Below are 18,356 nucleotides of genomic sequence, written 5' to 3'. Positions count from 1 at the left end.
AGTGTGTAGCGCAGGCGAACGAAGCCCCTTGATGTGGGTCAATGGCATCAGATCCGGGAGCTGGACGTGAAGTCGCTGATAGATAAGTAAAAAGGTTTCATTTCCTGCGTACTGGCTAAAAAATATAAACTTTTGAGCATTGCTACACTGACGTATGGATTTTTCTCCTATCGGTCGCCTGGACACAGCCTCACTGGCTGACAACCCCGGCAGCGCAGCAGCGCTGCTTGCGGGGGTACTGGACTCGGCCATGGATGCCATCATCACGGTGGATGAGCAGCAAAAAATAATTCTGTACAACCGCGCGGCCGAAAAAATCTTCGGATGGCCGCAGCAGGAAGTCTTGCACCAGTCCCTGCAGCGGTTGATTCCCGGCCGTTTTCGGCAGGGGCATGCCGGGCATGTCGAACGCTTCGGAACCACCGGCGTGACATCAAGGCGCATGGGCACGCGCAACGTGGTTTACGGCCTGCGCGCCAATGGGGAGGAGTTTCCCCTGGACGCGTCGATTTCGCAGCTGGATACGCCGGGCGGGAAGCTGTTCACCGTGATCCTGCGCGACATCACCGGCCGGTTGCTGGCGGAAGACGAGCACGCGCGGCTCGCGGCCCTGCTGGACTCCGCGATGGACGGGATCATCACCGTGGACGACAAGCAGCACATCGTGATGTACAACCGGGCGGCTGAAAAAATCTTCGGCTGGCCCAGCGGTCAGGCTTTGGGCCAGCCGCTGAGCGAGCTCATGCCGGAACGCTTTCGCGCCGGGCATGGGGAACATGTCCGCCGGTTTTCGGCAACCGGTGTCACTTCCCGCCGCATGGGCGATGGCTCGGTCATTTACGGGCTGCGTGCCAGCGGGGAGGAGTTCCCGATGGACGCCTCGATCTCGCAGCTCGAAACCGCCGAAGGAAAGCTCTACACCGTGATCCTGCGCGATGTGACCGAGCGGGTCCGGGCCCAGGAGGAGCGAAGTGCCTTTGCGGCGGCCGTCAATGCCGCGCGGGAGGAAGAAAAGACCCGGGTGGCGCGAGAGTTGCACGACGAGCTGGCGCAGTCGCTGACGGCGCTGAAGATGGATACCATCTGGGTGCGCGACAACACGCTGACCGCGCCCGAATTGGCCACCGCCAAGCTGACGGAGATGCTGGCGATGGTGGATGGCATGGTGGCTTCCACGCGCCGTATCGCGGCGGACCTGCGGCCGCTGTTGCTGGACGACCTCGGCCTGCTGGCCGCCATCGAGTGGCTGGTCCACAGCTTCAGCCAGCGCACAGGTGTGGCTTGCACCCTCTCGGCCGACGAGGACCTGGAGCTGCAGGAGCCTTATGCCACCGCCGTTTTCCGCATTGTCCAGGAGGCGCTGGCCAACGTCGCCAAACACGCCGGGGCGACCGAAGTCGCCGTGGTCATCGGCAGCCTGCCGGGCGAGATCACGCTGTCGGTGAGCGACAACGGCAGGGGCTTTGTGACCGGGATGCCGCGCAAGCCGCAGTCGCTCGGGCTGATGGGTTTGCACGAGCGGGCGCAACTGCTCAACGGGCGCGTCAGCATCGACAGTGCGCCGGGACAGGGAACGCGTGTCGGCGTGACCATTCCGCTGCCCGAAGAGGAGGCGGCCCCGTGATCAGGATCGTGATCGCCGATGACCACGCCATTGTTCGTGAAGGTCTCAAACGCATCGTTTCCTCGGCGGATGATCTGCAGGTGGTGGCAGAGGCGGCCAACGGAACCGAAGTCATGCAGCGTGTGCGTGAGTCCGATTTTGAGGTGCTGGTGCTGGACCTGTCCATGCCGGGCCGCAGCGGCATGGAACTGATCAAGCTGGTACGCAGCGAAAAACCGAAAGTGCGGATTCTTGTGCTCAGCATGCACCAGGAGCTTCAGTATGCGGTGCGCGCCATCAAGTCCGGCGCCAGCGGCTACCTGACCAAGGAGAGCGCGCCGGGGCAACTGGAACAGGCCATCCGAAAAATCGCTGCCGGCGGCGCCTTCATCAGCGCCGAAGTCGCCGAGCAGCTGGCCCTGAGTGCCATGCCGGGTGGAAGCTCGGCGCCGCACGAGTCGCTGTCGAACCGCGAATTCGAGGTGTTTCGCCTGATCGCTGCCGGTGTTTCCGTGACGGACATCGCCACGCGCCTGAAACTTTCGGTCAAGACCATCAGCACCCACAAGGCCAACCTGATGCAGAAGATGGGCCTGCAAAACCAGAGCGAGCTGATCCGTTACGCCATCAAGCACGGGGTGTCGGAGCCGCTGGAGCCCTGAGCCGGTTCATGACCGGCGCTTGACCTTCGTCAAGCCGCGCCCGGCGCCCGTCCCCTAAGGTGGCGGGATCGCAATGACCAAGGAGCCGGCCCATGAAAACAACCCTCACCCAGCTGCTCGTTCACCTGGACGCTTCGCCGCAGGCCGGGCAACGTCTCGAGGAGGCGTGCCGCATCGGTCAGGCCCATGGTGCTGCCGTGACCGGCCTTTACGCCGTGACACCCAGTTTCGTGGCGCTGCCTTTCGCGCCCGAGGTCGGCCCGGGCGTGGCCGCAGCCTTGCGCGAGATTGATGACGAGTTGCGCACGCGGGCCCGCACAGCATTCGACCGCGTGCTGGCCAAGCCAGGCATGCAGGCCGCTTGGGCCGAGGTGGGTGACGACCCCATCATGGGTGTCTTTGCCCAGCAGGCCCTGTATGCGGACTTGCTGGTGCTCGGCCAGCACGATCCGGCCAGCACATCGGCGACCGGCGTGCCGGTTGATTTTGCCGAGTCCGTGATGGTCGCCAGCGGCAAACCCGCCCTGATTCTGCCCTACGTCGGCGTGCCGGTGGCCATCGGCGACACGGTGGTGCTTGCCTGGAAGCCGACGCGCGAAGCGGCCCGGGCGGTCAGCGCTGCGCTGCCCATGCTGCAGCGGGCCAGACGCGTGCATGTCCTTTCCTGGTCAGGCGCGGAAGAGTCAGTGAGCGGCCAGCGGCTGGACCTGGACGGTTATCTCAAACTGCACGGTGTTGCGGCGACCTGGCATCGCGAAGCGGGGGAGCCCGAGTTGCTCGGTGAGTTGCTGCTTTCGCGCGCCTTCGACCTCGAGGCCGACCTGCTGGTGATGGGCTGCTACGGCCACAGCCGCGCGCGGGAGTGGGTGCTGGGCGGCACCTCCCGCACGGTGTTGCAGTCCATGACCCTGCCGGTGCTCATGGCGCACTGAGGACGCGGACAAGGCAGGACGGCTGGGAACCGGCCGTAGCCGGGGCGTTTTTCCGCTCGGATTATTCCTAGGCGGCCTAGGCGCTGGGGCCTACTGAATCCGGACGACTCCGAGGCGTGCATTCAGTCGCTGCCTATGGCCGCAAGGCCCGGTTGCGGCCACAGTAGGGCCATGCATTCACATCAGGCCCCCCTCAAGGTTTTTATCGTCGATGACTCGATCCTGATCCGGGACCGCGTCACTGCCATGCTTGAAGCTGGTGCGATGGCCGTCACTGGCTGGGCCGCCACGCCCCAGGGCGCCATCGATGGCATCCTGGCGGCATCGCCCGATGTGGTGGTGCTGGACGTCCAGCTCGAAGGCGGCTCCGGCCTGCAGGTTCTGCGCGCCGTCCGTCAGGCCGCACCGGACATCGCCTTCGTGGTGTTCAGCAGCAATTCCGGCCCCGCCTATCGCAAACGTTATTTCGGGGAGGGCGCCGAAGCTTTCCTCGACAAAAGCACCGAATTTGATCAGCTCGTGCAGACCGTGGCGAAAGCCTCCCGGTATGTCGCGTGCTGACGTCTGAGTCACCCAAGGAGGACCCCATGTCTACAGCCACCCTCGAAGCCGTCGCCGCTCCCATCCGCATCGTGTCCCGTCAAGCCGCTCCGGCCACCGGATCGGTCGCGCCCCTCATGACACATTGCTCCACCTGCCACCTGCGCGACCTGTGCCTGCCCTGCGGCATGACGGGCAGTGACGTGGAGCGTCTGGACAGCCTGATGTTCAGCCGGCGCAAGGTGAAGGCGGCCCAGACGCTGTACCGCGAAGGAGACCGCTTCCAGTTCATCTATGCCGTGCGCAGCGGCACCTTCAAGTCCAGCCTGACGCTGGCCGATGGGCGTGAGCAGGTGGGCGGGTTTTACATGGCCGGTGAACTGATGGGCCTGGACGGCGTCGCCAATGGCGCCCATGCCAGCAGCACCACGGCGCTGGAAGACACCGAGGTCTGCGCCATTCCCTTTGCCCATTTCGCCGAAGTGGCGGCCGGCAACCCGGGCATGCAGCACGTGGTCACTCGCCTGATGAGCCGCGAGATTGTGCGTGAACACAGCCTCATGGTGTTGCTGGGCAGCATGAATGCCGAGGAAAGGCTGGCGGCATTTTTGCTGAACCTGTCGCAGCGCATGAAGGCCCGCGGCTACTCGGCCAGCGAGTTCCACCTGCGCATGTCGCGTGCCGAGATTGGCAGCTACCTCGGCATGACGCTTGAAACGGTGAGCCGGACCTTTTCGGCCTTCCAGCAGCAGCGTCTTCTGGAGGTGGACAAGCGCCACATCCGCATCACCGACCTGGACGGCCTGACCCGGGCTTTTGAAACGCGCGTGCACTGAACGCGTGCTGAGCGGCGGGCCCTGTCATGAAGTACAAGGACTATTACGCCGCGCTGGGTGTGCCGCGTGATGCAGACACCGAGCAGATCAAGAAGGCCTACCGCAAGCTCGCGCGCCAGCACCATCCCGACGTGTCCAAGGCGCCCGATGCGGAGGCCCGCTTCAAGGAAGCGGGGGAGGCCTATGCAACGCTGAAAGACCCCGAAAAACGTGCGGCCTACGACCAGTTGGGCCGCCGCCCTGCCGGGGAGGAGTTTGCGCCGCCTCCGCAGTGGCGTCATGACTTCGGCGCGGACGGCCAGGGGTTTGAGGGTGTTGACCTCGCCGACCTGCTGGCCGCCATGGGGCGGGGGCGCAGGCCGTCCCGCGGACCGGTGCCTATGCACGGCCGGGACTATGAAACCAGCGTCCGCATCACCCTGGAAGACGCGCACCATGGGGCCAGCGTCAAGCTCGACCTGGCCGATGAGGAAGGTGGACGCACGCTGGAAGTCACCATTCCTGCGGGTGTGACCGAAGGCCAGAAGCTGCGGTTGCGCGGCAGGGGCGGAAAGGGGCGCAACGGCGGGACCGATGGCGACATCTACCTTCACATCACGCTCGCGCCGCACCGGGTGTTTCGTCCCGACCACCATGACCTGTACTTCGACCTCGCGCTGGCGCCCTGGGAAGCGGCGCTGGGCGCGGACGTGGAGGTGCCGACGCTGGACGGGCCGGTGCTGCTCACCGTGCCACCAGGGACACATTCGGGCCGCAAGTTGCGCCTGCGGGGGCGGGGCCTGGCCGATGGCCACAGCGGCCGCGGCGACCTGTACGCCACCGTGCGCATCGACGTGCCCGCCACCCTGACCGAGCGGGAGCGCGAGCTTTTCGGGGAGCTGGCGAAGGTCTCGCGTTTCAACCCGCGCGCACCTGCGGGCAAGGAGAAGTTTCATGGAACAACAGCTGCTTGACGTCGCATGGCTCGACGCTCGCGAGGCCGTGACCCTGGCGGAACTCGCGCAAATCTGCGCCCTGAGCATGGACGAGCTGGACGAACTGATGGACTATGGCGCCCTGGCGCCGTTGGAGGAGGTCCGGCAGGAGCGCCTGTTCAGCGCCGAATGTGTGATGCCACTGCGCACCGCCGGCAAGCTGCGCCGGGACTTCGACCTGGACCTGTTCACGGTCGGCCTCCTGCTGGGTTACCTCAATCGCATCGAGGCGCTGGAGCGGCAGGTCCGCTCCCTGCAGGCGCACCTGCCCGGCAACAAGTCCGCGGAACGGCGCTAGCGCTGGCGGGCATCAGCGCTTCTTTTTGCCGGGAACGCTGCAGAACTGGTCATAGAGCACCTTCATCACGTCAAGCGCCTGCGGGCTGTCGATGCGGTAATAAATGGCCTTGCCGTCACGGCGGGTGCTGACCAGGCCTTCGTCGCGCAACACGCCCAACTGCTGTGACAGGGTGGGCTGCAGGATGCCGACCGATTCTTCCAGCTCACCCACACGCATCTCGCCCTGCGCCAGCTGGCACAGCAAGAGCAGGCGATCCGGATTGGAAAGCACTTTCATCAGACGGCAGGCAGCATCGGCAGAACTGCGCAGGCTGCCGAGATCCATCACAGTGTCTGCGGGCATGGGAGGCGCTCCTTTTGATTTGCGACAATGATATTATATTGACTAATATAATGTTTGTAAATATAATGTCAGAATCGAAACTGAACAAGCCGGAAAACAAGACATGACACCCACTGTCACAAGCTTTTTTGACCCCGACACCTGGACCGTCAGCCACGTGGTCCATGAAAAGGAAGGCGGCGCCTGCGCCGTTGTGGATGCCGTGCTTGACTACGACGCAAAGTCCGGCCGCACCCGGACCACATCCGCCGACAAGCTGGCGGCTTTCGTGGAGGATAACAAGCTTCAGGTGGCCTGGATCCTGGAAACCCATGCCCATGCGGATCACCTGTCGGCGGCCCACTACCTGCGCGGCAAGCTGGGTGGAAAAATCGCCATCGGGGCGGCCATCACGCAGGTGCAGACCACCTTCAAGCGCATCTTCAACCTCGAGCCCGGGTTCCCGACCGATGGCCGCCAGTTCGACCGCCTGCTGCAGGACGGCGAGACCTTGGCCATCGGTTCGCTCCAGATCCGGGCTATGTCCGTGCCCGGCCATACGCCGGCCTGCATGGCCTACCTCGTCGCTGACGCCGTGTTTGTGGGCGACACCCTGTTCATGCCCGATGTCGGCACGGCGCGATGCGACTTTCCCGGCGGGGACGCCGCCGCCCTTTACAGGTCGGTGCACAGGCTGCTGAGCCTGCCACCTGAAACCCGCCTGTTCATGTGCCACGACTACCCGCCCGCGGGCCGGTCCCCTGTCTGGGAAACCACGGTGGCCGAGCAGCGCGCCAAAAACATCCATGTCCATGACGGTGTGAGCGAAGACGCGTTCGTGAAGATGCGCACTGCCCGGGATGCCACGCTCGACATGCCCATCCTGATCCTGCCTTCGGTGCAGGTCAACATCCGCGCCGGCGAGCTGCCGCCGGCCGAGGACAACGGGGTGTCCTATCTCAAGATTCCGCTCAATGCGCTGTGATCGGGTACCGGTTTTTCATCCGGGACGGGGCAGCACCCTGCCGGAAATGCAGCAAGAGATTGATATGCAGCAAGTGCAGAAACAGCCCCCGAACCCACTATTGAAAAACAGGCGGCGGATCCGGACGCTGACGCTTCGCAGCCATGGGCATGACAAAGGACAGATGATGAAAAAAGTGCAGTTCCCCGTTTTTCAGGTATTGGCCGTGGTGCTGGGCCTGGCGCTCAGCGCCGGTTCGGTGCGCGCCGTCACAGCCGTTACAGCCGTCGAGGTGCCGGTGGTGCAGATCCGGGCGAAGGCGGTGCCCACGGGCTTCGAGCTCGACGGTGTGGTCCAGCCGGTGCAGCAAAGCACCCTGTCGGCGCAGGCGTCGGGACGGGTGGCGTCGCTGCTGGTTAAGGCGGGTGACCGCGTTCGTGCCGGGCAGTTGCTGGCGACCATCGACGACCGCGAGACCCAGACCGGCGTGCAGCGCAGCCAGGCTCAGGTGGCGCAGGCCGAGGCCGAGTTGCGCAATGCGCGGGCCAACGCCGAGCGTTCGCGGGAGTTGCAGGCCATGGGTTTTGTCAGCAAGGCCGCACTCGACACCGCCAACACGCAGCTCAACGCCGCCCAGGCCGGACGCGACCAGGCCGCCGCGGGTTCCCGCCAGTCGGCACTGGCGCAAGGCTTCACGCGCGTGACCGCTCCGTATGACGGCTGGGTGTTGCAGACCCTGAGCGAAGCGGGTGACCTGGCCATGCCGGGCACGCCGCTGATGACCTTGTACGCGCCGCTGCCCTTGCGTGCCGTGGTGCAGGTGCCGGCCTCGCTGGGCGACATCGCCCGGTCGGCCAGCCAGGTGGAAGTCCAGGGTCCGACCGGCAAGGCCGGCCCGCAGTGGCTGGTGCCGGTGGCGCGCAGCGTGTTGCCTTCGGCGGATCCGGTGTCGCAGACCATCGAATGGCGGCTGGAGCTGCCGACTGCGGGCGCGGGTGGGTTGGTGCCCGGCCAGCAGGTGCGTGTGCGTTTTGTCGGCGGCGCTTCCGAGCGCATGGTGTTGCCGGCCTCGGCCGTGGTCCGGCGCGGTGAGCTGACGGCGGTGTATGTCGTGGCCGGGCAGGGCTTTGCGCTCAGGGCGGTGCGGCTGGGCCCCGACCATGGCGCGGCCGGCGTGGAGGTGCTGGCGGGGCTGACGGCCGGTGACAGCGTGGCGTTGGACCCGGTGCGCGCCGGCCTCTCCGGTGCCCGTCCGCAAACCGCTGCGCGCTGAGGTGGCCATGAACGATCCCACCTCTTCCGGTTCCACCCGCCTCGGCGCCTCAGGCCGCATGGCGGCGGCCTTCCAGTCCAATGCCATCACCCCGCTGCTGGCCCTGATGGCCTTGCTGCTGGGCCTGTTTGCCGTGCTGGTCACGCCGCGCGAGGAAGAGCCGCAGATCAACGTGACCATGGCCAACGTGCTGATCCCGTTTCCCGGGGCCAGCAGCGAAAACGTGCAGAACATGGTAGCCCGACCCGCCGAGCAGGTGCTCAGCCAGATTGCCGATATCGAGCACACCTACTCGGTGGCCCGGCCCGGTCTGGCCGTTCTCACGGTGCAATTCAAGGTGGGCGTGCCGCGCACCGAAGCGCTGGTGCGTCTTTATGACGTGCTCAACGCCAACCAGGACTGGCTGCCGCGTGACCTGGGCACGCTAGCCCCCATCGTCAAGCCCAAGGGCATCGACGACGTGCCGGTGCTCGCCGTCACACTCTGGAGCGGCGATGCGCTGGCTGCCAACGATCTCGAACGGGTGGCGCGCACCCTGGAGATGGAACTCAAACGTGTGCCGGGCGCGCGCGAGGTACAGACCCTGGGCGGCCCGGGCCGGGCCGTGCATGTGTGGCTGGACCCGGTGCGCCTGCGCGAACGCGGGGTCGATGTGCTGGGCCTGAAGCAGACACTGGCTGCTGCCAATTTCGGCATGCCTTCGGGTTCGGTGCTGGACCCTTCGGGCCCATCCCCGCAGATGCTCAGCGTGGAGACCGGCGAATTCCTCTCCTCCGCCGAGGAAATCGGCTCCCTGGTCGTGGGTGTCAGCAATGGCAAGCCGGTTTATCTCAGCGAGGTGGCCCGCATCGAGGCCGGTGCCCAGCTGCCGCAGCGTTATGTGTGGTTCACGCCGGGCGCGGCCGTGACGGGTACCGGCCCGACGGCCGCGACGCCACCGGCTGCGGGCCAGGTCTTTCCGGCGGTGACGCTGACCGTGACCAAGAAGCCGGGTGAAAACGCGGTGGATGTGGCGCGTGCTGCCAATGCCCGCCTGGCGGAGCTGCGCAACACGGTGATCCCCGCCAACATCCAGACCACCGTCACGCGCGACTATGGCGAAACCGCGGCGGAAAAAGCCAACAAGTTGATCCAGAAGCTGGCCTTTGCCACGGGCTCAGTGATTCTGCTGGTGGGCTTCGCCCTGGGACGCCGGGAGGCCGTGATCGTCGGCGCCGCCGTGATCCTGACGCTGATGGCCACGCTGTTTGCCAGCTGGGCCTGGGGCTTCACGCTCAACCGCGTGTCGCTGTTTGCGCTGATTTTTTCCATCGGTATCCTGGTGGACGACGCGATTGTGGTGGTCGAGAACATCCACCGGCACCAGCAGCTCTTTCCGGAAAAGTCGCTGGCCGAGATCATTCCCGGTGCGGTTGACGAGGTCGGTGGGCCGACCATCCTGGCGACCCTCACGGTGATTGCCGCGCTCTTGCCCATGGCTTTTGTGAGCGGCCTGATGGGCCCCTACATGAGCCCGATCCCGATCAACTCCAGCCTCGGCATGGCGATTTCCCTGGCCATTGCCTTCACGGTCACGCCTTGGCTGGCGCTCAAGCTCATGAAATCGCATGCTCCGGGGCACGGCCATGAGACCGCGGCAACCCCTGGCGGGCTCGGCCCCAAGCTGCAGCGCTTTTTCACACGCATCCTCACGCCGCTGCTCGACAGCGCGCGCAAGCGCTGGCTGCTGCTGGCCGGTATTCTGGTGGCCTTGTTGCTGTCGGTGGGGCTGACCATGGTGCAGTGGGTGGTGCTCAAGATGCTGCCCTTTGACAACAAGAGCGAGTTCCAGGTGGTGGTGGACATGCCCGCCGGCACGCCACTGGAAAACACCGCTGCCGCCCTGCACGAGATGGGTGCTTTCCTGGCACAGCAGCCCGAGGTGCGCGACCTGCAGGGTTATGCCGGCACGGCCAGCCCGATCACCTTCAACGGCCTGGTACGCCAGTACTACCTGCGTGCCGAGGCCGAGCAGGGTGACCTGCAGGTCAACCTGGTGGACAAGGCCCACCGCAGCGACAAGAGCCATGTGATCGCCCAGCGTCTGCGCCCGGAGCTGGAAAAAATCGGCGCACGTCATCAGGCCCGGGTCAAGGTGGTGGAAGTGCCGCCCGGCCCGCCGGTCATGAGCCCGCTGGTGGCCGAGGTTTACGGCCCGGACGAGGCCGGCCGCCAGGCATTGGCACGGCGCATTGCCGCTGCCTTCGCGGCCACGCCCGACATCGTGGGCATCGACACCTCGCTCAAGGAAGACGCGCCGCGCGCCCAGCTCACGGTACGGCGCCAGCGCGCCGAGTCGCTGGGCATTCCGGTGGCGGCGATTGCCCAGACCGTGCAAGGTGCGCTCTCGGGTGCGGATGCCGCCTACATGCACGACGGCCAGTCGAAGAACCCGGTGCCGGTTCGCCTGCAGTTGCCGCTGGACAGCCAGGTGGGGCTCGATGCGCTGCTGGCCCTTCCCATGAAGGCCGCCAACGGCCGCATGGTACCGCTGTCGGAGCTCGTTCGCGTGGATCGGGGCGTGATCAACAAGCCGCTGTTCACCAAGGACCTGCAACCGGTCAGCTATGTGTTCGGCGACATGGCCGGCAAGCTCGACTCGCCGCTGTACGGCCTGTTCGGCATCCGGCCCAAGCTGGCGCAGGCGGCTCTGCCCAACACCGGGGAACTGGGCGAATACTGGATCCGCCAGCCCTCCGATCCCTACCGTCAGTACGCGGTCAAGTGGGACGGCGAGTCGCAGATCACCTATGAGACTTTCCGCGACATGGGCACCGCCTACGGTGTGGGCCTGATCCTGATCTACCTGCTCGTGGTGGCGCAGTTCAAGAGTTACCTCGCGCCGCTGGTGATCATGGCGCCCATTCCGCTGACCATCATTGGCGTGATGCCGGGGCACGCGCTGCTCAATGCCCAGTTCACGGCCACCAGCATGATCGGCATGATCGCGCTGGCCGGCATCATTGTGCGCAACTCCATCCTGCTGGTGGACTTCATCGAGCTGCAGGTCGCGCAGGGCATGGCCTTCAAGGAGGCCGTGGTGAGTTCGGCCGCCGTGCGTGCCCAGCCGATCGCGCTGACCGGGCTGGCCGCCATGATCGGCGCCTTTTTCATCCTCGACGATCCCATCTTCAACGGCCTGGCGATTGCGCTGATCTTCGGCATCCTGGTGTCCACGCTGCTGACGCTGGTGGTCATTCCGGTTCTCTATTTCGCGCTGTACCAGCACCGGGTGGCCCCGCTGGCTGCGCGCAGTGAAGCCTGAGCGGCAGACTGATTTTCAACCTGAACCAAGGAGACATGACATGGCTAACATCATCATCATGGGCGCAGGCATAGGCGGCATGCCGGCTGCCTACGAAATGCGCGAACTGCTGCCGCCAGAGCATAAGATCACGGTGGTCAGCGCGGTGGATTACTTCCAGTTCGTGCCCTCCAACCCCTGGGTGGCGGTAGGCTGGCGCAAGCGGGACGACATCGTGCTGAAGATCGCCCCCCTGCTGGAGCGCAAGGGCATTGCCTTTGTGCCCAAGGCCGTCACAACCATCGACGCCGAGGCCAGGCGCCTGACGCTGGAAGGCGGCGAGAGCCTGGCCTACGACTACCTGGTGATCACCACCGGGCCCAAGCTCAGCTTCGACGAGGTTCCCGGCGCCGGCCCCCACGGCGGACACACCCATTCCGTGTGCACCGTGGGACATGCCGAAGCGTTCTGGGCGGAGTACCAGGAGTTCCTCAAGAACCCCGGCCCGGTCGTCATAGGCGCCATGCCGATGGCCAGCTGCTTCGGGCCGGCCTACGAATTCGCCTTCATCCTCGACGCCGACCTGCGCAAGCGCAAGCTGCGCCACCTGGTGCCCATCACCTTTGTGACCAGCGAGCCCTACATCGGCCACCTGGGCCTGGGTGGTGTCGGCGACAGCAAGTCCATGATGGAGTCGGAGATGCGCGGCCACGACATGAAGTGGATCACCAACGCCAAAACCACGCGTGTCGAGGACGGGAAGATGTTTGTGACCCAGGTCGATGAGCTCGGCAATGTGTACAAGGAGCATGAAGTCCCGTTCAGGCTGTCCATGATGCTGCCGGCCTTCAAGGGCGTGGACGCGGTGGCGGCTGTGCCGGGCCTGTGCAACCCGCGCGGCTTTGTGCTGATCGACGAACACCAGCGCAGCAAGGCCTGGCCCAACATCTTTGCGGCCGGCGTCTGCGTGGCCATCCCGCCGGTGGAGGTCACGCCTGTGCCGACGGGTGCGCCCAAGACCGGTTACATGATCGAGACCATGGTGACTGCGATCACCCACAACATCGCCGACGAGATTGCCGGCCGGCCGGTGCAGGCCAAGGCCACCTGGAACGCGATCTGCCTGGCCGACATGGGCGACACGGGCGCGGCGTTTGTGGCCCTGCCGCAGATACCGCCACGCAACGTGAACTGGTTCAAGAAGGGCAAATGGGTGCACCTGGCCAAGATCGCGTTCGAGAAGTATTTCATCCGCAAGATGAAAACCGGCAACTCGGAGCCGGTGTATGAGAAGTACGTGCTCAAGCTCCTGGGCATCGTGCGCCTGAAATAGAAACTACCTTTTTTTAACTCTCTGGAGAATTTCATGACTGTCGAACGTTACATCCGCATCATTGCCGGCCTGTTCATCCTGGTGTCCCTCGCGCTCGGCGTGGAGGGCAGCCCGCTGTTTGTGAGCAAGTGGGCCCTGGCCTTCACCGCCTTCGTGGGCTTCAACCTGTTCCAGTTCGGGTTTACCAACGTGTGCCCGCTCGGCTTCATCCTCAAGAAGCTGGGCGTGCCCGAGTCCCGCGTCTCCTGCGGCGCCTGAGCATGAGCGACACCCTCGTCCAGGTCAGCCTGGTGCAGCAGCACGACTACCGCTTTGACATCCAGTTTGGCGGGGCCATTCCGGTGCTGACCGGTGATGAACCAGCGCCGCTGGGGACCGGGCTCGGCCCCTCGCCGGTGCAACTGCTCAGCGCCGCTGTCGGCAACTGCCTGAGCGATTCGCTGCTGTTTGCGCTGCGCAAGTTCAAGCAGGCCCCGGAGCCGATACGTTGCGACATCACCTCGCAGGTGGGCCGCAACCCGGAAGGGCGCCTGCGTGTGCTGGGCATGACAGCGCAGCTGACGCTGGGTGTGCCTGCTGCCTCGCTGCAGCACCTGGACCGCGTGCTCGAGCAGTTCGAGGCGTTCTGCACCATCACCCAGAGTGTGGGGCAGGGCATCCCGATCACCATCGAGATTTCCGACAGCACCGGCCAGCGCCTGAAATAAAACGTGCCGGTCTTCCACGCCCGCCATGTCCAGGTGCAGGTCCCTGTGTATGGATTTCTCATGAAATCAGGCTCCAGCCCTTGTTGGTACGGCGCAGACAGCTATCAAAACGGTAGTATCCGGGCATGACTTCCAGCCTGTCTTCCTCTGCTGCTGCTTCTTGCGCTGCGTCCTTCGCCTTGCTGCCACCCGACGATGAACAGCGTGCCGTGCTGCACAACGAGCTGCATGCGCGGCCGTCGGCGCGCGTGCGGCTGCCGGCACTCATCATTTATGTGGCGGTGCTCAACGCTGGCGTGACGCGCGAGCAGGAGTGGGTGCACCTGCGCCAACTGCCGGGCCAGCAGGCGTTGCCGCTGGACAGCCTGCATGGCAACTTTCTGAGCCTGCGCTGCGACGGCTACACCGTGCAGTGGGAGCGACACACCGAGTTCACGCGTTACGCCGTCGTGCAGCCGCTGCCCGCCGGCGCAGGGCTGGGTGCCGCCGAGCCGTCCCTGCTGTCGGCGCCGGTGGTGGCGCCGGGCTGGCTGCCCGGCATTCCGGGGCGCACGGTGGCGGCCATCCAGCTGGCCATGGTTCATGGCGATCTTTCCGGCGAGGGGGCGCTGATGGCGCAGGCGCTGGCCTGGTTCGGCGGCCGGGCCGTGGTGGCTTCACAGCTGGGCAACGGCCACTCGTGGGCGGTGACCGAATTTCACCTGGCCGCCGACGGCTTCGAACGCATGCTGGTGATTGCGCCGCCGGGCACGACCGACATGCGCGCCGGCCGCATTTCCCAGCGCCTGCTGGAACTGGAGACCTACCGCCTGATGGCGCTGCGCGGCCTGCCGGTGGCCAAGGCGCTGGGCCCCATGCTGGCCGAGGCCGAGGGGCAACTGGCCGACATCACGGCGCGGCTCGAAAACAAGTCGGCCTCCGACCAGGACCTGCTGGACACGCTGGTGTCGCTGGCAGCCCGCGTGGAGCGCGCCACGGCCGAGCACAGCTACCGCTTTTCGGCCACGCGGGCCTACAGTGCGCTGGTTGGTCAGCGCATCACCGAGCTGCGCGAAAAACCCATTCCTGGCACCCAGCTCCTCGGTGAATTCATGCAGCGCCGTCTGTCGCCGGCCATGGCCACCGTGGCGGCGACGGCGCAGCGGCTGGCTTCCCTGTCCGAGCGGGTGTCGCGCACCAGCGCGCTGCTGCGCACGCGTGTGGACATCGCCACCGAGGTGCAGAACCAGCAACTGCTGGAAAAACTCACGCGCGGGCAGGAACTGCAACTGCGCCTGCAATCTACGGTGGAAGGCCTGTCGATTGCGGCCATCTCGTATTACGTGGTGAGCCTGCTGCTGTATGTGGGCAAGGCGTTCAAGGCCGCCGGTGCGCCCGTCAACCCGGAGATCGCCGCCGGGGCCCTGATCCCGCTGGTGTTGTGGGGCGTGTGGCGCACCACGCGCCGCATCCACGAAAAAATCCGCGCACCCTGAACTTCCGGTGTCCGGCGCAAGCGCCGGGTGCCTGCTGACCGACTTGTTCCCCCATCCGATTCTTCACTTTGTCACCAGGAGCTATCCCATGAAAACCGCCCATGATCTCGTCGCCGCAGCCAAAACCCGCGTGCAGGAAATTACCGTGTCAGATGCCGAAGCCGCCCTGCGCGATGCCGACGTGCTGGTGGACGTGCGCGAAGCCGACGAATACGCCGCCGGCCATCTGGCGGGCGCGGTCCTCGTTCCGCGTGGCCTGCTCGAATTCAAGTTCAGCAGCACCCCGGCGCTGCAGCCGCGCGACCTGAAGATCGTGCTGTACTGCAAGACCAGCGGCCGCGCCGCCCTGAGTGGTGCGGCCCTGCACGAGATGGGCTACCTGAACGTGCAATCGATTGCCGGTGGCATCGATGGCTGGGTGGCGGCAGGCAAGCCGGTGGTCAAGCCGGAGGCACCGTCCTTTGAGTGATCTCCTGCACGTTTGCCCGCGTGGCCCGCAGCCGCTGCAGCGAGTCTGGCCATGAGGTGGCTGGACCGCATTCCTCTGGTCTGGCTGGTTGTCCTGGCGCTCTGGATGGCCGTGGCGCCGATCACGCCAGAGCCACACCTGATTGAAAAATTGCGGATGCTGGGCCAGGGCACGCTGTCCCGACCCCTGGACATCTTCGACCTGTTCATTCACGCCATGCCCCTGGTGCTGCTGGTGCTGCGACTCTGGCGCCGGTTGATGGCCACACGCGCCGGCGCCGGAGAGTCCTGAACCCCCGGCAGGCGCCAGAATTTTATGAAAAGTGCTTCCGGCCATTGCTGGTTGTGCGCTGACAGCTATAAAAACAGGAGCGTTCGGAAAGACTGCCGGCGCTCCCTTCAGTGCGCGGCAGCCGGAAACCCGACCGTCTGCGACAGCAGGACCTGCTGGTCGTGGCTCAGCCCCAGCGCGTCGGCGATGGCCGTGCGGTCTATCCAGGCGCGTATCACCGTGGCCAGGCCGCTGCTGGCCGCGAACAGGTAAACGTTCTGCGTGATGGCGCCGGCGGCGACATGGGCGAAGGCTTCGCGCTGTGCGGCCGGCACCAGCGACATGCGCGGGTGGTTGGCGACGTAGACCAGGTCCATCGGCGCCGCATCGACAAAATCCTGGTAGCCGGTGACACGCCGCAGGTCGGCGCCGGCGACCAGCTGCAGCTGATGGGAGGCGGCGTCGTAGCGGTAGGCGCCTTCGGGCAAGGCCACATAAATGTCGATTTCCTGCGCATTGAGGGCCGACGGTGCGGTGCGTCCGCCATCGGTCCGGTTGACGCCGCAGGCGGCCCAGAGCAGGCCGGACAGCAGCGCCAGTGGCAGCGGGTCCGGCTTGTAGTCGCGGCGCGACTGGCGCTGGGCCAGCGCCTGCATCAGCGGCAGCCCGGCCTGCCGGTCGGGTGGCGGCAGGCTGATCAGGGCCGCCGCGTTGCCCAGCGCCGGTTGCGGCCGCAGTTTGCCCATCATGCCGAGGGCGAGCTTGGTCAGGGTGGTCATGTCGTTTCTCCTTGTGGTGGTTCTGCCTAGACCGCTTTGGTCATGTAGCCCATCCACGGCCAGTAGGTCAGCGCGAAGACGACCAGCAGCGCCATGGCGGCCAGCGTGATGACCAGGCCGGTGCGCACGAAGTCGCGCGCATCAAAGGTGTCCGTGCCGTAGGCGATCATGTTCTGCGGCGCGTTGACCGGCAGGATGAAGCCGAAACTCACCACGAACTGAAGCAGCATGGTCATGCCGATCACATTGATGCCCGGCGTCTGCACCGCCGTCAGCACGCTGATGATGATGGGGATCATGGTCGAGGCGAGCGCCGTGGCGCTGGCAAAGCCGAGGTGGATCACGATCAGGAACAGCGACAGCAGCATCAGGATGACAAATGCGCTGGCCTGCTGCAGCCCCAGGTGCTGGACGATCAGGTTGGCCAGCCAGCCGGCGGCGTTGGTTTTCAGCAGGGCGGTGCCGACGCTGATGCCGACCGCAAACAGGATCACCGTGCCCCAGGGGAAACCGCGCTGCGACTCCTTCCAGTCCATCACGCCCAGGCGCGGCACCAGCATCAGCGCGATGGCCGCAATGGTGGTCGACGAGGTGTCGAAGTTGTGCAGCACCTTTTCGGTGGCCCAGAAGCCCAGCAGCACCAGCACGATGACCAGCAGTTTCCACTGCCGCAGCGTCATTGGCCCGATCGCTTCGAGCTGTTGCCGGATGGTGGCCTGGCCGCCGGCGATTTCCTTCATCTCCGGTTTCATCAGACGGGTCATGATGAAGTACACCGCCACGCTCAGCACGGCCGAAAACGGCGCGCCGGCAATGAACCACTCGGTCCAGCTGATGCTGGTGCCGAACTGTTTCTCGATGAAGCCGATGGCCACCATGTTCTGCGCCGCCGCCGTCTTGATGCCGATGTTCCAGACGCTGGCGGTCTGCGCCGCGGTGATCACCAGCAGGCCGGCAAAGCGGCTGCGCCTGTCGACCTTGAAGGCCAGGATGAAACCCATCATGATGGGCACCAGGCAGGCCACGCGCGCCGTGGTGCTGGGCACGATGAAGGAGAGCAGGAAACCCGTGACCATGGCGCCGATCACGATGTGGTTGGTGCCCGCATCCACCTTCGAGAGTACCGACAGCGCGATGCGCCGGTCCAGCCCGGTGGCGGACATCGCCGCGGCAATGAAGCAGGCCGCCGCCACCAGCGCCACGGCACTGTTGGAAAAGCCGGACAGCGCCAGGGCGAGTGCCGCGCCGGTGCCCATGTCGGGGCCGGCCGGCTTGGCGGCGTCGGGCGCGTAAGCCAGCAGGAAGATCATGAGCGCGCCTATGACCACCGAACTCACCGCATAGTCAAGCGCCTCGGTCATCCAGACGATCACGGCAAAGGCCAGGATGGCCAGCATGACCTGACCGGCGGCGGGCAGTCCCTGCAGGGCCGGCATCCAGACAATGGCCAGCAGGGCCGCCAGCGCGGCGAGCAGGCCGACCCGCTTGACGATGTCGCTACCGGGCTTGCCGGGCGGGGGGGCAATGGGTGGCGTAAGGGTTGGCGCCATGGGTGCAGGGTTCATCGGAGTCTTTCCTGAGTGGATGGAATGGATGGAGTGGGTGGAGTGGGTGGGTTGGCCATTCATGCCTTG

General features: G+C 65.6%; 19 protein-coding genes. 16 read left to right on the top strand and 3 right to left on the bottom strand.

Annotated elements, in window-relative coordinates; all coding sequences use genetic code 11:
• Nucleotides 1–154: 154 nt before the first annotated feature.
• From AAG813_RS01150 to AAG813_RS01120, 7 genes are all read left to right on the top strand, one after another.
• Entirely contained in the window at nt 155–1,624 is a 1,470-nt protein-coding gene (locus AAG813_RS01150; RefSeq protein ID WP_341910944.1) for a PAS domain-containing sensor histidine kinase, read from the top strand.
• Nucleotides 1,621–2,265, top strand: coding sequence for a response regulator transcription factor (locus AAG813_RS01145; RefSeq protein ID WP_341910942.1), 645 nt, complete (start codon nt 1,621–1,623; stop codon nt 2,263–2,265). Before AAG813_RS01150 ends, AAG813_RS01145 begins: the two co-directional genes overlap by 4 nt.
• A gap of 92 nt (nt 2,266–2,357) precedes the next feature.
• A complete protein-coding gene (locus AAG813_RS01140) occupies nt 2,358–3,197 on the top strand; it encodes a universal stress protein (RefSeq protein ID WP_341910940.1) in 840 nt (279 codons plus the stop codon).
• Between the two features lie 171 nt (nt 3,198–3,368).
• Nucleotides 3,369–3,758 carry a response regulator gene (locus tag AAG813_RS01135; protein WP_341910938.1) on the top strand — a complete coding sequence of 130 codons (390 nt, stop codon included), beginning with the start codon at nt 3,369–3,371 and terminating at the stop codon, nt 3,756–3,758.
• Between the two features lie 116 nt (nt 3,759–3,874).
• Nucleotides 3,875–4,573 carry a helix-turn-helix domain-containing protein gene (locus AAG813_RS01130; RefSeq protein WP_341911095.1) on the top strand — a complete coding sequence of 233 codons (699 nt, stop codon included), beginning with the start codon at nt 3,875–3,877 and terminating at the stop codon, nt 4,571–4,573.
• A 26-nt stretch (nt 4,574–4,599) separates the two neighbouring features.
• A complete protein-coding gene (locus AAG813_RS01125; RefSeq protein WP_341910936.1) occupies nt 4,600–5,526 on the top strand; it encodes a J domain-containing protein in 927 nt (308 codons plus the stop codon).
• Complete coding sequence (locus AAG813_RS01120) at nt 5,507–5,845, top strand: chaperone modulator CbpM (protein WP_341910934.1); 339 nt, start codon at nt 5,507–5,509, stop codon at nt 5,843–5,845. Before AAG813_RS01125 ends, AAG813_RS01120 begins: the two co-directional genes overlap by 20 nt.
• Before the next feature lie 12 nt (nt 5,846–5,857).
• Here the strand turns inward: AAG813_RS01120 and AAG813_RS01115 are convergent, their stop codons facing one another.
• Entirely contained in the window at nt 5,858–6,190 is a 333-nt protein-coding gene (locus tag AAG813_RS01115) for a metalloregulator ArsR/SmtB family transcription factor (protein WP_096663213.1), read from the bottom strand.
• A 103-nt stretch (nt 6,191–6,293) separates the two neighbouring features.
• Here AAG813_RS01115 and AAG813_RS01110 point away from each other — a divergent pair, with 103 nt between their 5' ends.
• The 9 genes from AAG813_RS01110 to AAG813_RS01070 all read left to right on the top strand — a co-directional run bounded on the left by AAG813_RS01110 (nt 6,294) and on the right by AAG813_RS01070 (nt 15,964).
• Complete coding sequence (locus AAG813_RS01110) at nt 6,294–7,154, top strand: MBL fold metallo-hydrolase (RefSeq protein ID WP_341910931.1); 861 nt, start codon at nt 6,294–6,296, stop codon at nt 7,152–7,154.
• 166 nt (nt 7,155–7,320) lie between these two features.
• On the top strand, nt 7,321–8,406 hold the full coding sequence (locus tag AAG813_RS01105) for an efflux RND transporter periplasmic adaptor subunit (RefSeq protein ID WP_341910929.1): 1,086 nt from the start codon (nt 7,321–7,323) through the stop codon (nt 8,404–8,406).
• A 7-nt stretch (nt 8,407–8,413) separates the two neighbouring features.
• A complete protein-coding gene (locus tag AAG813_RS01100; RefSeq protein WP_341910927.1) occupies nt 8,414–11,710 on the top strand; it encodes an efflux RND transporter permease subunit in 3,297 nt (1,098 codons plus the stop codon).
• 40 nt (nt 11,711–11,750) lie between these two features.
• Complete coding sequence (locus AAG813_RS01095; protein ID WP_341910925.1) at nt 11,751–13,022, top strand: FAD/NAD(P)-binding oxidoreductase; 1,272 nt, start codon at nt 11,751–11,753, stop codon at nt 13,020–13,022.
• Nucleotides 13,023–13,055: 33 nt separating this feature from the next.
• Nucleotides 13,056–13,280, top strand: coding sequence for a DUF2892 domain-containing protein (locus tag AAG813_RS01090; protein ID WP_096663225.1), 225 nt, complete (start codon nt 13,056–13,058; stop codon nt 13,278–13,280).
• A gap of 2 nt (nt 13,281–13,282) precedes the next feature.
• Nucleotides 13,283–13,729, top strand: a complete 447-nt coding sequence (locus tag AAG813_RS01085; RefSeq protein WP_341910922.1) for an OsmC family protein — start codon at nt 13,283–13,285, stop codon at nt 13,727–13,729.
• Nucleotides 13,730–13,854: 125 nt separating this feature from the next.
• Nucleotides 13,855–15,204 (top strand): DUF3422 domain-containing protein, encoded by a 1,350-nt coding sequence (locus AAG813_RS01080; protein WP_341910921.1) that lies wholly within the window; start codon nt 13,855–13,857, stop codon nt 15,202–15,204.
• 88 nt (nt 15,205–15,292) lie between these two features.
• On the top strand, nt 15,293–15,673 hold the full coding sequence (locus AAG813_RS01075) for a rhodanese-like domain-containing protein (protein ID WP_341910919.1): 381 nt from the start codon (nt 15,293–15,295) through the stop codon (nt 15,671–15,673).
• 51 nt (nt 15,674–15,724) lie between these two features.
• The gene (locus AAG813_RS01070; RefSeq protein WP_341910917.1) at nt 15,725–15,964 is read left to right on the top strand and encodes a hypothetical protein; all 240 of its coding nucleotides are present in this window, start codon (nt 15,725–15,727) and stop codon (nt 15,962–15,964) included.
• Nucleotides 15,965–16,071: 107 nt separating this feature from the next.
• Here the strand turns inward: AAG813_RS01070 and AAG813_RS01065 are convergent, their stop codons facing one another.
• Together AAG813_RS01065 and AAG813_RS01060 are read right to left on the bottom strand one after the other, a co-directional pair.
• A complete protein-coding gene (locus AAG813_RS01065; protein WP_341910913.1) occupies nt 16,072–16,722 on the bottom strand; it encodes a SagB/ThcOx family dehydrogenase in 651 nt (216 codons plus the stop codon).
• Nucleotides 16,723–16,748: 26 nt separating this feature from the next.
• A complete protein-coding gene (locus tag AAG813_RS01060) occupies nt 16,749–18,272 on the bottom strand; it encodes a DASS family sodium-coupled anion symporter (RefSeq protein ID WP_341911093.1) in 1,524 nt (507 codons plus the stop codon).
• Between the last annotated feature and the right edge of the window lie 84 nt (nt 18,273–18,356).

The organism is Polaromonas sp. YR568, from assembly GCF_943371715.1.
In the GTDB taxonomy this organism is placed as follows: domain Bacteria; phylum Pseudomonadota; class Gammaproteobacteria; order Burkholderiales; family Burkholderiaceae_C; genus Polaromonas.
This window is presented reverse-complemented; position numbering and strand designations above follow the sequence as displayed.

What these genes read in the sequence shown, in the direction of transcription:
- AAG813_RS01060 (WP_341911093.1), bottom strand. Translation starts at nt 18,272, where the DNA reads ATGGCGCCAACCCTTACGCCACCCATTGCCCCCCCGCCCGGCAAGCCC.
- AAG813_RS01080 (WP_341910921.1), top strand. Translation starts at nt 13,855, where the DNA reads ATGACTTCCAGCCTGTCTTCCTCTGCTGCTGCTTCTTGCGCTGCGTCC.
- AAG813_RS01130 (WP_341911095.1), top strand. Translation starts at nt 3,875, where the DNA reads ATGACACATTGCTCCACCTGCCACCTGCGCGACCTGTGCCTGCCCTGC.
- AAG813_RS01075 (WP_341910919.1), top strand. Translation starts at nt 15,293, where the DNA reads ATGAAAACCGCCCATGATCTCGTCGCCGCAGCCAAAACCCGCGTGCAG.
- AAG813_RS01120 (WP_341910934.1), top strand. Translation starts at nt 5,507, where the DNA reads ATGGAACAACAGCTGCTTGACGTCGCATGGCTCGACGCTCGCGAGGCC.
- AAG813_RS01105 (WP_341910929.1), top strand. Translation starts at nt 7,321, where the DNA reads ATGAAAAAAGTGCAGTTCCCCGTTTTTCAGGTATTGGCCGTGGTGCTG.
- AAG813_RS01110 (WP_341910931.1), top strand. Translation starts at nt 6,294, where the DNA reads ATGACACCCACTGTCACAAGCTTTTTTGACCCCGACACCTGGACCGTC.
- AAG813_RS01125 (WP_341910936.1), top strand. Translation starts at nt 4,600, where the DNA reads ATGAAGTACAAGGACTATTACGCCGCGCTGGGTGTGCCGCGTGATGCA.
- AAG813_RS01135 (WP_341910938.1), top strand. Translation starts at nt 3,369, where the DNA reads ATGCATTCACATCAGGCCCCCCTCAAGGTTTTTATCGTCGATGACTCG.
- AAG813_RS01090 (WP_096663225.1), top strand. Translation starts at nt 13,056, where the DNA reads ATGACTGTCGAACGTTACATCCGCATCATTGCCGGCCTGTTCATCCTG.
- AAG813_RS01095 (WP_341910925.1), top strand. Translation starts at nt 11,751, where the DNA reads ATGGCTAACATCATCATCATGGGCGCAGGCATAGGCGGCATGCCGGCT.
- AAG813_RS01115 (WP_096663213.1), bottom strand. Translation starts at nt 6,190, where the DNA reads ATGCCCGCAGACACTGTGATGGATCTCGGCAGCCTGCGCAGTTCTGCC.
- AAG813_RS01150 (WP_341910944.1), top strand. Translation starts at nt 155, where the DNA reads ATGGATTTTTCTCCTATCGGTCGCCTGGACACAGCCTCACTGGCTGAC.
- AAG813_RS01100 (WP_341910927.1), top strand. Translation starts at nt 8,414, where the DNA reads ATGAACGATCCCACCTCTTCCGGTTCCACCCGCCTCGGCGCCTCAGGC.
- AAG813_RS01070 (WP_341910917.1), top strand. Translation starts at nt 15,725, where the DNA reads ATGAGGTGGCTGGACCGCATTCCTCTGGTCTGGCTGGTTGTCCTGGCG.
- AAG813_RS01065 (WP_341910913.1), bottom strand. Translation starts at nt 16,722, where the DNA reads ATGACCACCCTGACCAAGCTCGCCCTCGGCATGATGGGCAAACTGCGG.
- AAG813_RS01140 (WP_341910940.1), top strand. Translation starts at nt 2,358, where the DNA reads ATGAAAACAACCCTCACCCAGCTGCTCGTTCACCTGGACGCTTCGCCG.
- AAG813_RS01085 (WP_341910922.1), top strand. Translation starts at nt 13,283, where the DNA reads ATGAGCGACACCCTCGTCCAGGTCAGCCTGGTGCAGCAGCACGACTAC.